The 12,972-nt window shown below is 72.0% G+C and carries 12 protein-coding genes; 5 read left to right on the top strand and 7 right to left on the bottom strand.

The genetic code is table 11. The annotated features are described in order from the left end of the window. Window positions 1-54: 54 nt before the first annotated feature. Together ACZ5VC_RS02670 and ACZ5VC_RS02665 are read right to left on the bottom strand one after the other, a co-directional pair. Window positions 55-939: a PhzF family phenazine biosynthesis protein gene (locus tag ACZ5VC_RS02670; protein WP_469118295.1), complete on the bottom strand. Its 885-nt coding sequence runs from the start codon at window positions 937-939 to the stop codon at window positions 55-57. 110 nt (window positions 940-1,049) lie between these two features. Further along, window positions 1,050-1,802 carry an SDR family oxidoreductase gene (locus ACZ5VC_RS02665; RefSeq protein WP_469118912.1) on the bottom strand — a complete coding sequence of 251 codons (753 nt, stop codon included), beginning with the start codon at window positions 1,800-1,802 and terminating at the stop codon, window positions 1,050-1,052. Between the two features lie 143 nt (window positions 1,803-1,945). On the opposite strand from ACZ5VC_RS02665, the gene ACZ5VC_RS02660 reads away from it, so the two are divergent. Then, window positions 1,946-3,577, top strand: a complete 1,632-nt coding sequence (locus tag ACZ5VC_RS02660) for an alkaline phosphatase D family protein (RefSeq protein WP_469118294.1) — start codon at window positions 1,946-1,948, stop codon at window positions 3,575-3,577. A gap of 98 nt (window positions 3,578-3,675) precedes the next feature. Continuing rightward, window positions 3,676-5,040 (top strand): Bcr/CflA family multidrug efflux MFS transporter, encoded by a 1,365-nt coding sequence (locus ACZ5VC_RS02655; RefSeq protein WP_469118293.1) that lies wholly within the window; start codon window positions 3,676-3,678, stop codon window positions 5,038-5,040. A gap of 45 nt (window positions 5,041-5,085) precedes the next feature. Here ACZ5VC_RS02655 and ACZ5VC_RS02650 read toward each other — a convergent pair whose 3' ends face one another. Beyond that, window positions 5,086-6,366, bottom strand: a complete 1,281-nt coding sequence (locus ACZ5VC_RS02650; protein ID WP_469118911.1) for a hypothetical protein — start codon at window positions 6,364-6,366, stop codon at window positions 5,086-5,088. A gap of 177 nt (window positions 6,367-6,543) precedes the next feature. Here ACZ5VC_RS02650 and ACZ5VC_RS02645 point away from each other — a divergent pair, with 177 nt between their 5' ends. Next, window positions 6,544-7,575, top strand: coding sequence for a small ribosomal subunit Rsm22 family protein (locus ACZ5VC_RS02645; protein WP_469118292.1), 1,032 nt, complete (start codon window positions 6,544-6,546; stop codon window positions 7,573-7,575). An 11-nt stretch (window positions 7,576-7,586) separates the two neighbouring features. Here the strand turns inward: ACZ5VC_RS02645 and ddaH are convergent, their stop codons facing one another. Continuing rightward, window positions 7,587-8,417, bottom strand: a complete 831-nt coding sequence (gene ddaH / locus ACZ5VC_RS02640; protein WP_469118291.1) for a dimethylargininase — start codon at window positions 8,415-8,417, stop codon at window positions 7,587-7,589. 158 nt (window positions 8,418-8,575) lie between these two features. Between ddaH and ACZ5VC_RS02635 the strand changes: the two genes are divergently transcribed. Beyond that, window positions 8,576-9,196 (top strand): TetR/AcrR family transcriptional regulator, encoded by a 621-nt coding sequence (locus ACZ5VC_RS02635; RefSeq protein WP_469118290.1) that lies wholly within the window; start codon window positions 8,576-8,578, stop codon window positions 9,194-9,196. A 10-nt stretch (window positions 9,197-9,206) separates the two neighbouring features. Here ACZ5VC_RS02635 and ACZ5VC_RS02630 read toward each other — a convergent pair whose 3' ends face one another. Next, window positions 9,207-10,094, bottom strand: coding sequence for a glycerophosphodiester phosphodiesterase (locus tag ACZ5VC_RS02630; RefSeq protein ID WP_469118289.1), 888 nt, complete (start codon window positions 10,092-10,094; stop codon window positions 9,207-9,209). 170 nt (window positions 10,095-10,264) lie between these two features. Here ACZ5VC_RS02630 and ACZ5VC_RS02625 point away from each other — a divergent pair, with 170 nt between their 5' ends. Continuing rightward, window positions 10,265-11,017: a bifunctional DNA primase/polymerase gene (locus ACZ5VC_RS02625; RefSeq protein ID WP_469118288.1), complete on the top strand. Its 753-nt coding sequence runs from the start codon at window positions 10,265-10,267 to the stop codon at window positions 11,015-11,017. Window positions 11,018-11,107: 90 nt separating this feature from the next. Here the strand turns inward: ACZ5VC_RS02625 and ACZ5VC_RS02620 are convergent, their stop codons facing one another. Both ACZ5VC_RS02620 and efeU read right to left on the bottom strand, forming a co-directional pair. Beyond that, window positions 11,108-12,043, bottom strand: a complete 936-nt coding sequence (locus ACZ5VC_RS02620; RefSeq protein ID WP_469118910.1) for an SCO2278 family lipoprotein — start codon at window positions 12,041-12,043, stop codon at window positions 11,108-11,110. Continuing rightward, the gene (gene efeU, locus ACZ5VC_RS02615) at window positions 11,976-12,956 is read right to left on the bottom strand and encodes an iron uptake transporter permease EfeU (RefSeq protein WP_469118287.1); all 981 of its coding nucleotides are present in this window, start codon (window positions 12,954-12,956) and stop codon (window positions 11,976-11,978) included. The genes ACZ5VC_RS02620 and efeU overlap by 68 nt, the downstream gene beginning before the upstream one ends. Between the last annotated feature and the right edge of the window lie 16 nt (window positions 12,957-12,972).

Raw genomic sequence — 12,972 nt, 5'->3', positions numbered from 1 at the left:
TGCCACCGGCCGGCGGCCGACGCGCCAGGGACGGCTCAGGTTCCCGGCCGGGCGTCATGCCGGGATGCGGACGCCCGTCCCTCCGACCCTGACCCGCCGGTCCCCGGCGCGCAGTTCCACCGTCAGGACGCCGGGGCGGCCCATGTCCTCGCCCTGGTGGAGGGTGAGGACGGATGCTTCGGGCACGAGGCCGAGTTCACGCAGGTACGCGCCGAACGCGGCCGCCGCCGCGCCGGTCGCCGGGTCCTCCACGACGCCGCCCACCGGGAACGGGTCGCGGACGTGGAAGACGTCCCGCGAGGCACGCCAGACCAGCTGAACCGTCGTCAGGTCGAGCCGGTGCATCAGGGCTTCGAGGCGGGCGAAGTCGTAGTCGAGGTCCGCCAGCCGCTCGCGGGTCGACGCGGCGAGCACCAGATGGCGCGCTCCGCCGAAGGCGATCCGGGGCGGCAGGGCCGGATCGAGGTCGCCGGCCGGCCAGTCGAGCGCGGCGAGTGCCTCGGTGAGGTCGTCGGCCGCGACGTCCTCGATGTGCGGCTCCACGCTGGTCAGCGTCGCCCGCAGCGACCCGTCCTCCTCGGTCACGGTCACCGGCACGGTCCCGACCGGCGTCGCGAAGACCAACTCACCCGGGCCGACGCGTTCGCCGAGGGCGACGGCGGTGGCGACGGTGGCGTGTCCGCAGAAGGGGACCTCCGCCTTGGGGCTGAAGTAGCGGACGGTGAACGCCCGCCTCTCCGCGGCGCCCTCGGCGAGCCCCCGGGGAGGGGCGGTCAGGAACGCCGTCTCGCTGTAGCCGACCTCGGCCGCGATCGCGAGCATGTCGTCCTCGCCGAGCCCCGCGGCGTCGAGCACGATGCCGGCGGGGTTGCCGCCGCCGGGATCGGAGGAGAAGGCGGTGTAACGCAGGACTTCGGGAGCGGGGAAGGGTGTCGTCATGCTGCGTGAACAGTGCGGGGGACGCGCCTGTTCCCGTACGGCGGGGCGGCCCGCTCCGCCGTACGGGCCACGCCGTACCCACGCCCGGAGTACCGCCGGGCGCGTCCGGGTCAGCCGCGGCCGATGTACGGCATGTTCGTCGCCATGACCGTCGCGAACTGGACGTTCGCCTCCAGAGGCAGGGCCGCCATGTGGACGACCGTCCGGGCGACGTCCGCCGCGTCCATCACCGGCTCCACGGCCAGCTCACCGTTCGCCTGCGGGACGCCGCGCTGCATGGCCTGCGTCATCTGCGTCGCCGCGTTGCCGATGTCGATCTGGCCGCAGGCGATCCGGTACGGACGCCCGTCCAGCGACAGCGACTTGGTCAGGCCCGTCAGCGCGTGCTTCGTCGAGGTGTACGGAGCCGAGTGCGGGCGCGGGACATGCGCCGAGATGGAGCCGTTGTTGATGATCCGGCCGCCCTGCGGGGCCTGTGCCTTCATCGCGCGGAACGCCGCCTGCGCGCACAGGAACGAGCCGGTCAGATTGACGTCCACCACCGCGCGCCACGCCTCGTACGTGAGGTCCTCGAACGGCACACCGCCCGGCCCGAAGGTGCCGGCGTTGTTGAACAGCAGATCCACGCGGCCCCACCGCTCCACGGTCGTGGCGAAGAGCGCGGCCACCTGGTCGGGGGACGTGACGTCCGTCGGTACGCACACGACCTCCCCGGCCGCCGCGGTCGCCGTCTCCTCCAGTGCCTCGGCCCGGCGGCCCGCCAGCGCCAGTGACCAGCCCGCCTCGGAGAGGGCCAGTGCCACGCTGCGGCCGATACCCGAGCCCGCTCCCGTCACCACCGCGATCTTCTGCTCAGCGTCCATGGCATTCATGGGGCCGCAGCGTACGTGAGACGCGTGCACAGGGAACTCATCCGTCCGACACGCGGATGTTCTGTACGCGACAACGAGTCGTCGTCCCCCACCACTCCAATGCGAGGGGACAACCACCGTCCGGGGAGGGCCCCATGACATCCGCAGATCAGCACGCCCCCGCGTTCCGCGCCGCCGCACGGCAGGTGGACCGCCGCAGGTTCCTCAGCCTCGGCGGCGCCGCAGCGGCACTCGCCTTCGCCGCCGAGCTGCCGGCCACCGGCACCGCGAGCGCCGCCGAGCTCAACGCGCGCAAGATCACCGAGAACCCGTTCACCCTGGGCGTGGCGTCCGGCGACCCGCTGCCCGACTCGGTCCTGATCTGGACCCGGCTCGCCCCGCGCCCGTACGAGGCGGCCAGTGGCCTGCCCGCGCAGCGCGTCACCGTCGACTGGGAGGTCGCCCTCGACGAGGGCTTCACCAGCCTCGTGAAGAGCGGCGCCACCACCGCGCACCCCGAGTTCCACCACAGCGTCCATGTCGACGTCCCCGGCCTGGCCGCGGACCGCGTCCACTACTACCGGTTCCGCGTCGGTGACTGGATCAGCCCGGTCGGCCGCACCCGCACCGCCCCCGCCGCCGGCGCCCAGAACGCGCAGCTGCGCTTCGCCGCCGTCTCCTGCCAGGCCTACCACGACGGGTACTTCACGCCGTACCGCCACCTCGCCGGCGAGGACATCGACGCCGTCTTCCATCTCGGCGACTACCTCTACGAGTACGCGGTCGACGCCGTCGGCGGCGCCCGCGCCTACACCGACCGGACCCTGCCCGCCGTCTTCAACCGCGAGACGATGACCCTGGCGGACTACCGGCTGCGCTACTCCCTCTACAAGTCCGACCCCGATCTCAAGGCCGCGCACGCCGCCCACGCCTTCGTCGTCACCTGGGACGACCACGAGACCGAGAACAACTACGCGGGCGGGATCCCCGAGAACGGCGTACCGACGGAGCAGTTCCTGTTGCGCCGGGCCGCCGCCTACCGCGCGTACTGGGAGAACCAGCCGCTGCGGCTGCCCCAGCGGCCCGTCGGGCCCGACATGCGGCTCTACCGGCGGCTCCACTTCGGGCAGCTCGCGCAGTTCGACATCCTGGACACCCGCCAGTACCGCTCCAACCAGGCGTACGGGGACGGCTGGCAGACCCCCGGCCCCGCGTCCGAGGACCCGGCGCGCACCATGACCGGAGCGACGCAGGAGCGGTGGCTGCTGGACGGGTGGAAGACCTCCGCCGCCCTGTGGAACGTCGTACCGCAGCAGGTGACCTTCTCCCAGCGGCGCAATGTGCCGACCGCCGACTTCAAGTACTCCATGGACGCCTGGGACGGCTACCCCGCCTCCCGCGCCCGGATCCTCGCCGGCGCCGAGGCCGCCGGTGTCGACAACCTCGTCGTCCTCACCGGGGACGTGCACGTCGGATACGCCTTCGACGTGAAGAAGGACTTCAACGACCCGGCGTCCCGCACGGTCGGCACCGAGCTGGTCGCGACGTCCGTCAGCAGCGGCAGGGACGGCGCCGAACGCCCCTCGAACTGGACCAACCTCACCCGGGCCAACCCGCATCTGAAGTTCTATGACGGGCGGCGCGGCTATCTGAAGGTCACGCTCTCCCGGTCGCAGGCGCGGGCCGACTTCCGGACGGTGTCCGCGGTGACCACGCCGGGCGCGCCGGTCACCACGGCCGCGTCGTTCGTGACGGAGGCGGGCAACCCGGGCCTCGCGCCGGCCTAGCGGCACGGTCGAACCGGGCGGACGCCGCCCGAGAAAGGTCTCGACCACGCGGCGCGAGCTGAGAACATGGGAAGGAATTCAACGAAACGGAGCAGTCGATGCCGGAGAGCGGCCAGGGCACGCAAGGACACATATCCGGCGCCGACCCGGCATCCGCACCCACTCCTGGGTCCGTGCCCACTCCCCGGTCCGCGCCCGCTTCCGGGGCGGCACCCGCGCCCGCCTCGGGGCCGGCGCCCGCACCGGAACCGGCGGCCGCCCGGCGCGCCGGTCTCGTCGTCACCCTCGTCCTCAGCGGGCTCACCGCGCTGCCGCCCCTCTCCATGGACATGTACCTGCCGGCTCTGCCGGAGGTCACCCAGGTGCTGGGCGCTCCCGCGGCGACCGTCCAGCTCACCCTCACCGCCTGCCTGATGGGCATGGCCCTCGGCCAGCTCGTCGTCGGTCCCATGAGCGACAAATGGGGCCGACGACGCCCGCTGCTCATCGGCATGATCGTCTACGTCGCGGCGACCGCCGTCTGCGCACTGGCACCCAGCGCGGAACTGCTCATCGCCTTCCGGCTGCTCCAGGGCCTGGCCGGCGCCGCCGGCATCGTGATCGCCCGGGCGATGGTCCGCGATCTGTACGACGGCGTCGAGATGGCCCGCTTCTTCTCGACCCTCATGCTGATCTCGGGCGTCGCGCCGGTCGTCGCGCCGCTCATCGGCGGCCAGATCCTGCGGATCACCGACTGGCGCGGCGTCTTCTACGTCCTGACCCTGATCGGTCTCCTGCTCACCGCCGTCGTCGCCAAGTGGCTGGGGGAGACGCTCCCGCCGGAGAGACGGCACAGCGGCGGTGTCCGCGAGGCGCTGCGCACCATGCGAGGACTGCTCGCCGACCGGGTCTTCGCCGGGTACATGCTGGCGGGCGGACTCGCCTTCGCCGTGCTCTTCGCGTACATCTCGGCCTCGCCGTTCGTCGTGCAGGAGATCTACGGAGCGTCGCCGCAGACCTTCAGCCTGCTCTTCGGCCTCAACTCGATCGGTCTGGTCGTGACAGGACAGATCAACGGCAAGCTGCTGGTGGGCCGGATCAGCCTCGACAAGACCCTCGGCCTCGGCCTCGCCGTGATCACCCTGGCGGCAGGGGCGCTGCTGCTGATGACCACCGGCGTCTTCGGCGAGCCCGGCCTGGTGGGGGTCTCCGCCGGACTGTTCGTGCTGATGTCCGCGATGGGCCTGACCCTGCCGAACACCAACGCCCAGGCGCTGATGCGCACCCCGCACGCGGCGGGCTCGGCGTCCGCGCTGCTCGGCACGTCCTCGTTCCTGATCGGCGCGGTGGCCTCGCCGCTCGTCGGGATCGCGGGCGAGGCGACGGCGGTGCCGATGGCCGTGGTCCAGCTGGTCTGCGCGGCGGGCGCGGTGGCGTGCTTCCTGGGGCTCTGCCGGCCGTGGCAGCGCCCGACGGCCGGCTGAGTCCGCCCCGAGGCACACGTCGCCCGGATGCCTCGGCCGGGCACCTCACTCCTCGCGGGCGTAGCCGATCAGATGCGTCCGGTCCTTCGAGTCGGTCCAGCGGAAGATCCCGACACCCGCGATCTCGGCGCTCGGCAGCCGGACGTTCGGGTCGAGCGGCTCCAGGTCGCCGGTGGACAGGTCCACCTCGACGGGCGAACCGTTGCCCGCGAGCGCGTCCGAGGCGCTGCGGGCGCCCGCCGCTCCGTACACCACGCCGTCCTCGGTGACCGTCGCGAGGCTGGGCCGGTGGGTTCCGTCGGCCTCCTCGAAGCAGTAACCCTTCTTGTCCTCCAGATCGAAGGCGAGGTTCCCGGCGATCAGATAGCGGTCGTCGGGGGAGACCACGGCCTGGGGGTAGTCACCGGGCTCTATCGCCGGCTTGTGGCACTCGACTTGCACGATCGGGGCGCCGGTCGCCGTGTCGTGCACCGCCCAGATGTCGTGCGTCGCCGCCTGCTTGGCGCCCTTCTTCTCCTGCCAGCGGGCGAGGATCCGGCCCGGCGTCACCGAGGTCGGCACCCCCGAGGCGGCGTCCGCGCCGCTGGGCGGCCGGGTGCGGCTGAACCAGCCGCCGCGCACCCAGAACTCCCTGAACCCGCCGACCAGCAGGCCCTTCGCCGTCAGCCCGTGCACCTCGGTGAGGCGGCGGCAGTTGGGGCAGTTGGCGGGGTAGCCCAGGGCGGCCGGCTGGACGCTGGTCACCTCACCCGTCTCCGGGTCGATGACCGCGCTCCTGGCCCGGCCGTCGGTGATCAGCACGGCGGGGCCGGTGCCGGTCACGGTGGGCGCGTCGGTCCAGGGCACCTCGACCCGCTGCCGGGCGCCGTCCTCCGCCGCGTACAGGTCGAGCGAGACGAACGTGCTGGAGGGCGTGTCCGAGTTGGCCTTCCCGTACGACCAGGTCACGAAGTACTCGCGGTCCCCCTTGGTGACCGAGAGCAGCCGGGGAAAGGCACCCGGGTCGGACAGTGGCCGCCACGGCTTGCCCGACCAGCCGGGTTTGCCGGTCGCGGCGTCGATGGTGCGCAGCCGGTACTGGGTGCTGTCGACGCGCTCCAGATAGCCGAGGAGCTCACCGGCCGGGGCCAGGGCGTACTCGGGGGAGGCGTTCGGGACCTCCCAGCCCCGGCCGGTGTCGTACACCTCCGGGACGTTGAGCTGGGTGGCCGGCCCGCTCTTCTTCACCGGCTTCTTGGCCTTGGCGTCCTTGCCGTCGGCTCCGCCCCCGCACATGGCCAGAAGGAAGATCATCGCGAGAACGCCCACCCCGGCGATCAGGGACATGCGTACGACGCGCTCTCTCCGGGTGGTCCCCAGCGCGCCCCCGAAGACCAGGCCCCAGAAGCCGCTCCATGCGAAGCCGGTCCGCCCGATGCGCAACTCTGGTCCCCCCGATGAGCACTGCCATCCCGACAACGGCCGTCAGCCTAGCAACTCGGCACCCGTGCCTAGGATGGGCCGGTGAACGCCTCCCTTTCCGCCGCCGACGCCCTGCGTGCCGCTCTGGCCGGACTGCTCGACGGGCTGCCGCCGAAGCAGGCCGCGCAGGCCGTCGAGCGACTGATCGCCAACTACCGGGGGACCACCCCGACCGACGCCCCGGTACTGCGCGACCGCTCCGATGTCGCCGCGTACGCCGCGTACCGGATGCCGGCGACCTTCGAGGCGGTACGGGCGGCCCTCGGCGCACTGCGGGACGCGGCCCCGGACTGGGTCCCGGCGACGCACACGGACATCGGCGGCGGCACGGGCGCGGCGACCTGGGCGGTCGCCGAGGCATGGCCCGGTGAGCACGGCGACGGCGACGGCGACGGTGACGGGGGCGGCCGTCCCAGGACGACCGTCCTCGACTGGGCGGAGCCGGCGCTGGCGCTCGGACAGGAGCTGGCCCGGTCCTCCGGGATCCCCGGCCTCGCGGACGCCGTTTGGCAGCGCTCTCGTATCAGTGCGTCGCTCCGGATCGAGAGCACCGATCTCGTGACGGTGTCGTACGTCCTCAAGGAGCTCACCGAGGACGACCGGGCCGCCGTGGTCGTGGAGGCGGCCCGCGCTGCGCGGGCGGTGGTGATCGTCGAACCGGGAACCCCCGACGGTTACCAGCGGATCATCGACGCCCGCGACCGCCTGATCGCGGCCGGAATGACCGTCGCCGCCCCCTGCCCGCACGACGCCGCGTGCCCTATCGAACCGGGCACCGACTGGTGCCACTTCGCCGCGCGCGTCAGCCGCTCCTCCCTGCACCGCCAGGTCAAGGGCGGCTCCCTGCCGTACGAGGACGAGAAGTTCAGTTACGTCGCGGCCACCCGCTTCCCGGTCACCCCCGCCCTCGCCCGCATCACCCGCAAGCCCCAGATCCGCAAGGGCCAGGTGCTGATCGAGCTGTGCACCCGGGACGAGGGCCTGCGTCGCGACACGGTCACCAAGCGGCACGGCGCGCTGTACAAGGAGGCCCGTGACGCGGACTGGGGAGACCCCTGGCCTCCCCAGCCCTGACGCTCAGGAGCTCAGCCGCGCAGCTCCTGCGTACAGCACTTCACACTGCCGCCGCCCTTGAGCAGCTCCCCGAGATCCATGCCCATCGGTTCGAACCCCCGCTCGCGCAGCGGGTCGAACAGCCCCAGGGCCGCCTGGGGCAGCAGCACATGGCGGCCGTCGCTCACCGCGTTGAGTCCCAGAGCGGCCGCGTCGTCCTCGTCGGCCAGGAGCGCTCCGGGGAAGAGCCGGGCGAGGACCGCCCGGCTGCCCGGGGAGAAGGCGCCGGGGTAGTACATGATCTCGTCGGCCGCCTCGTCCAGGACGCAGAGCGCGGTGTCCAGGTGGTAGTAGCGCGGGTCGACCAGTTCGAGCCCGATCACCGGGCGGCCGAAGAACTCCTGGGCCTCGTCGTGCGAGAGCGGACTGGAGCGGAAGCCCCGGCCGGCCAGGATGTACGAGGCGGTGACCGCGAAGTCGCCCTCTCCCTCGTTGACGTGGAGGGGTTCGTGGATGTCGCTCTCCGCGTAGCCGTGGGCCCTGAACCAGTCCAGATGGACCGCCGCCTCGGCCGTGCGTTCCGGATGCGCGAACCGGGCCCCCAGGACGCGGCCGTCGATGACGGTGGCGCCGTTGGCGGCGAAGACCATGTCCGGCAGATCCGGGTGCGGGTCGAGCAGGTCGACGGTGTGGCCGAGGGAGCGGTAGCGGTCCCGCAGGTCCTCCCACTGGGTGAGGGCGAGCGGCAGGTCCACCGGCTTGGTGGGGTCCATCCATGGGTTGATGGAGTACGTCACCCTGAAGTGCGCGGGTGGGCACATCAGGTAGTGGCGGGGCGATGCCTCGCGTGGCGATGAGCGCAATGAGGGCTCCTCACGAACGGGCCGATTGGCGCGGCGCACGGTGTGTGCGTGCAGCCCATGGTCCGCCGTGGGGGGCTCGCGCGCACTGAACCGAACGAGTGGTTCACCGACCGTATCGAGACGATACGTATCGCCTCGGCCGCTGGTAGATTGACCCCATGGCTGAGACCAAGGCACCCGACTCCAACCGCCGCAGCGAGCGCTCCCGCCGCGCCATCTACGACGCCGCCCTCTCCCTGGTCGGCGAGGCCGGCTACGCCAGGACCACCATCGAGGGCATCGCCGCCCGCGCCGGCGTCGGCAAGCAGACGATCTACCGCTGGTGGCCCTCCAAGGCCGCCGTCCTGCTGGAGGCCTTCCTCGACCTCGGCCGGCAGGCCAACGAAGCCGTGGGCGGCGACGCCGAGAGCGAGATCCCCGACACCGGTGACCTCGCCGCCGACCTCAAGTACGTGCTGCGCGCCACCGTCGACGAGATGAACGACCCCAAGTACGACGCCCCCTCCCGGGCGCTCGCCGCCGAGGGCATCATCAACCCGGAGCTGGGCGCCCAGTTCGTGGAGCAGCTCCTGGAGCCGCAGCTCCAGTTCTACGTCCGGCGGCTGCGTGCCGCCCAGGAAGCCGGTGACGTCCGCCCCGAGGTCGATCCCCGGATCGCCCTGGAGCTCTTCACCGGCCCGATCGCGCACCGCTGGATGATGCGCACCCTCCCGCTCACCCACGCGTACGCGGACGCGTTGGTCGACTACGCCCTGAACGGTCTGGCTCCACGCGCCTGAGTCCCGCCGGTCAGCCGGCGCGCCCCACGCCGTCGCCGTCGCCGTCGCCGTCGATGTCGGTGCCGGTGCCGGTGTCCGGGTCGGTCAGCAGGAGGCGCGGCGCGTCCGTGATGATCCCGCCGCAGCCGAGGCGCAGGGCCCGCTTCCGGTCCGCGTCCGTGTTCACGGTGTGCGCCCACACCCGGGCGATCCCGGACCGCACCGCCCGCCGCAGATCCCTGTCGCGCGCCCGGTGGTCCACGTCCAGTACGTCCACGTACCCCTGCCACCGGCGCGGCTCGTCCGTCCTCATCTGCCGCGCCGAGCGCCACAACTGGGCGCGCAGACCGAGCCGGTGGGCCTTGCGGGCCACCTTGGGGTGGTTGGAGTTCACCAGGACCGAGGCGGTCAGCTTCCGCGCGTGCAGCACCCGCGCCAGCCGCTCCAGGCTCTTGGGGTCCTTGGCCTCCAGCATCAGCACGGACCGTCCGCCGAACCGGTCCAGCACCTCCGCCAGCGTCGGCGGGCGCTCCGCGGGCCGGGTGCCCCGCAGCCGGACGGACCGCCACTCCCGGGAGTCCAGGGCACGCACCGGTCCCCTCGACAGGGTCGTGCGGTCGAGCGTCGCGTCGTGCATCGCGACGAGCGTCCCGTCCCGGAGCATCCGTACGTCCACGTCCAGCACCTGCGTCCTGCGGCTCCGATAGGCCGCCGTCAGCGCGGACATGCTGTTCTCCGCGGACTCCAGGGCGCCGCCCCGGTGCGCGGTGTAGACGATGCGGGGCAGTGTGTCGATCGTCACCCTGCCCGCTCCCTGCCCCCACTCCAGCGGGGGCAGCGTGACGGCCTGACCGGCCAGGGCCAGGGCGACCAGAGAAGCCAGCGACGTCAGCGGGGCCGACGGAGTCGGGTAGGCCATGGGCGTCACGCTAGATCGGTATATCGGGACAAAGAGGTCAATGACACCCGGCGGATGCGCATCCGGCCCTCAGTCGCCGTACCCCGGTTGGGGACTCCGGTCACCCGGAGCGCAGGATGGTGGGACCATGGCAGAGTCCGCTGGGACGAGCGTGAGGTGTGAGGGGATAGATGGGCGACGGTATGGGCCGCAACCGCGGCACGGGGAGCAAACTTGCGCAGTGGCTGCGTCGCAGCCCGAAGCCGACCGTCGACGCCGACGGCACACACCGCGAGAGCCTGCTCCTGGCCGTCGCGGCCGCGGGACTCCCCCTGGCCCCCGCCGCCTACCCGCTCGGCTACCGGTGCTCCTGTGAGCGCATCGGTTGTCCCACCCCGGCACGACACCCCGTCTCCTTCGCCTGGCAGACCCAGTCCACCACCGATCGTGCCCAGTTGGAGCGGTGGGTACGCAACGAGCCGCAGGCCAACTTCATCACCGCCACCGGCATGGTCCACGACGTTCTCGACGTGCCCCTGGAGGCCGGTCGCGCGGCCCTGGAGCGGCTGCTCGCCGAGGGCGTCGAGGTCGGCCCGGTCGCCAGTTCGGCGGGTGAGGCCGACGGCACCGCGCGGATGCTCTTCTTCACCGCCACCCGGGGAACCCCCGAGGACGAGGACGAGTGGTGGCCCTGTGAGCTGGACTGCCACCCCGAAACCATGGACGAGCACCCGGGCATGCGCTGGCACTGCCGCGGCAGCTATGTGCTCGTACCCCCGGCGCGGCTGCCCGGTGACCTCACCGTCGACTGGGTACGCGGTCCCGAGCACCCGCTGCCCGACCCGCTGACGCTCCTCGAAACCCTCACGGACGCCTGCGCGCGCTACGCGGACGGGCGGGGCGAACCGGCCGACCACGCGGTCGCCTGGCCGTTGAGCCGTTGAGTCGCCCAGACTCGCGCTGTTGAGCCTGCGAGACATGAGCCGTTGAGGCGCCGAGCGCCTCAACGGCCTTTTCAGGCCCCGGGAACGCGGTTACGAACCCGTCGCCGCCGTCACGCCCTGAAGCCGTCCCAGGATCGTCACACCGTCCTGACCCGCGCCCGCCGGCTTCACCCGCGCCGACTGGCTGGACACCCACTCCTTGGTGACCGTGCTCTTCACCTCGCCGGTCAGCAGCGGCTTCACGTCCGGGTCGACCTTCGGCCGATAGCCCTGCGCCGCCGTCTGCCGCTCGAAGAAACGGATCGCGAAGAAGACCATCGCCCCGCCGTCCTCGGTCATCAGCCCGAGCGGCGCGAAGTCGCCGGTGTCCATGGCCTGGTCGACGTACTGCGTGGCAAGTCCCGCGCGCCGCGCGATCTTCTCGCGCTCCATCCGCCACAGAGAGGTGTGCGGACCGGCCGTGAAGTGCTCGGGCCGTCCGCTCCCCAGATATGAGGCGTACTCCTCGCTCAGATTCCTCGGCGCCACCGCGAGCTTCGCCGAGTCCGGGTCCGCCGGCTCCGCGAAGCCGTCGGAGCCGGTCTTGAACGCGGGGATCTCGGCGGGGGTGAGGATCGACAGATAGGCGACCTCCCACAGCTGGTCGGCGCCGTTCTTCACGAACACCAGCAGCCAGCGGTTGTCGCCGGGGCCGCTGTCGGTGTCGCGGTTGGAGTCGGTGTTCGCCAGGAACCAGCGGGGCCACCCGGCCTTCTTCGGGATGACGAACGCCGCGTCCGTCAGCTCCAGCGGCCGGTGCGCCGCGTTGCCCTGCGGGCTCGTGACCGAACGCGACTTCAGACCGGCCTGGTTGACGGCCCCGAGCGGGCCGGTGACCCGGCCCGCGTCCAGGGCCGGGTCGTACGCCTTGTCGGCCTTGTTGTACGCCTCGGTGAAGTCCTTGACGGCCTGCGCGGCCTCAGTCTTCGTCGCCGCCGGTACGACTTCCAGCTCGCCGTGCACCGTCACGCACCCGCTCGTCGTCAGCGCCAGCAGCGTCAGCGCCGTCGTCGTCGCGAGTCCCGCCGTCGGCCTGCTCGCCGACCGACCCAGCCTTCTCATCGGTTGCCTTCTGCTTCTCGACCCCCACGGACCGTCCGAACCCTACCGGGGCGAGGAAGAGGGCGAGCGTCGGGATCAGATACAGCGCCCACACCGTGACCTGGAGGACCGTCGGGTCGGGCTGGAAGTTGAAGACGCCCTTCAGCAGCGTGCCGTACCAGCTGTCCGGCGGAATCGTCGCGCTGACGTCGAACGCCTTGTCCGCCAGACCGCCGAGGAAGCGGGCCTCCTGGAGGTCGTGGACACCGTAGGCGAGCACACCGGCCGCCACGACGACCAGCATTCCGCCGGTCCAGGTGAAGAACTTCGCCAGGTTGATCTTCAGCGCGCCCCGGTAGAACAGCCAGCCCAGCGCCACCGCGGTGGCGATGCCGAGCAGCACGCCGACCAGCGGCCCGGACGTGCCGTCCTGCGAGGCACGCACCGACGCCCAGACGAACAGCGCCGTCTCCAGGCCCTCACGGCCCACGGCCAGGAAGGCCGTGGCGACCAGCGCCCCCGTCCCCATTTGCAGAGCGGCGTCCAGCTTCCCGTGCAGCTCCGCCCTCAAGTGCCGCGCGGTGCGCCGCATCCAGAAGACCATCCAGGTCACCAGGCAGACCGCGATGATCGAAAGGGATCCGCCCAGCGCCTCCTGCGCCTCGAACGTCAGCTCCTGCGAGCCGAATTCGAGCGCGAAACCGAAGCCGAGGGCCAGCGCGACCGCGACCCCGATGCCGGTCCAGATCGGACCGATCGCGTCGCGGCGGTCCGTCTTCACCAGATAGGCGATCAGGATGCAGACGACCAGGCTGGCCTCGAGGCCCTCGCGCAGGCCGATCAGATAGTTGCCGAACACGTCGGTCCTCTCCTGT

It is taken from the genome of Streptomyces sp. NPDC033174, from assembly GCF_055577795.1.
Note: the sequence above shows the minus strand (reverse complement) of the source record. Positions and strands in the feature narration are given on the sequence as shown.

What these genes read in the sequence shown, in the direction of transcription:
- ACZ5VC_RS02630 (WP_469118289.1), bottom strand. Translation starts at nt 10,094, where the DNA reads ATGGCCTACCCGACTCCGTCGGCCCCGCTGACGTCGCTGGCTTCTCTG.
- ACZ5VC_RS02650 (WP_469118911.1), bottom strand. Translation starts at nt 6,366, where the DNA reads ATGTCCCTGATCGCCGGGGTGGGCGTTCTCGCGATGATCTTCCTTCTG.
- ACZ5VC_RS02670 (WP_469118295.1), bottom strand. Translation starts at nt 939, where the DNA reads ATGACGACACCCTTCCCCGCTCCCGAAGTCCTGCGTTACACCGCCTTC.
- ACZ5VC_RS02625 (WP_469118288.1), top strand. Translation starts at nt 10,265, where the DNA reads ATGGGCGACGGTATGGGCCGCAACCGCGGCACGGGGAGCAAACTTGCG.
- ACZ5VC_RS02655 (WP_469118293.1), top strand. Translation starts at nt 3,676, where the DNA reads ATGCCGGAGAGCGGCCAGGGCACGCAAGGACACATATCCGGCGCCGAC.
- ACZ5VC_RS02660 (WP_469118294.1), top strand. Translation starts at nt 1,946, where the DNA reads ATGACATCCGCAGATCAGCACGCCCCCGCGTTCCGCGCCGCCGCACGG.
- ACZ5VC_RS02635 (WP_469118290.1), top strand. Translation starts at nt 8,576, where the DNA reads ATGGCTGAGACCAAGGCACCCGACTCCAACCGCCGCAGCGAGCGCTCC.
- ACZ5VC_RS02665 (WP_469118912.1), bottom strand. Translation starts at nt 1,802, where the DNA reads ATGGACGCTGAGCAGAAGATCGCGGTGGTGACGGGAGCGGGCTCGGGT.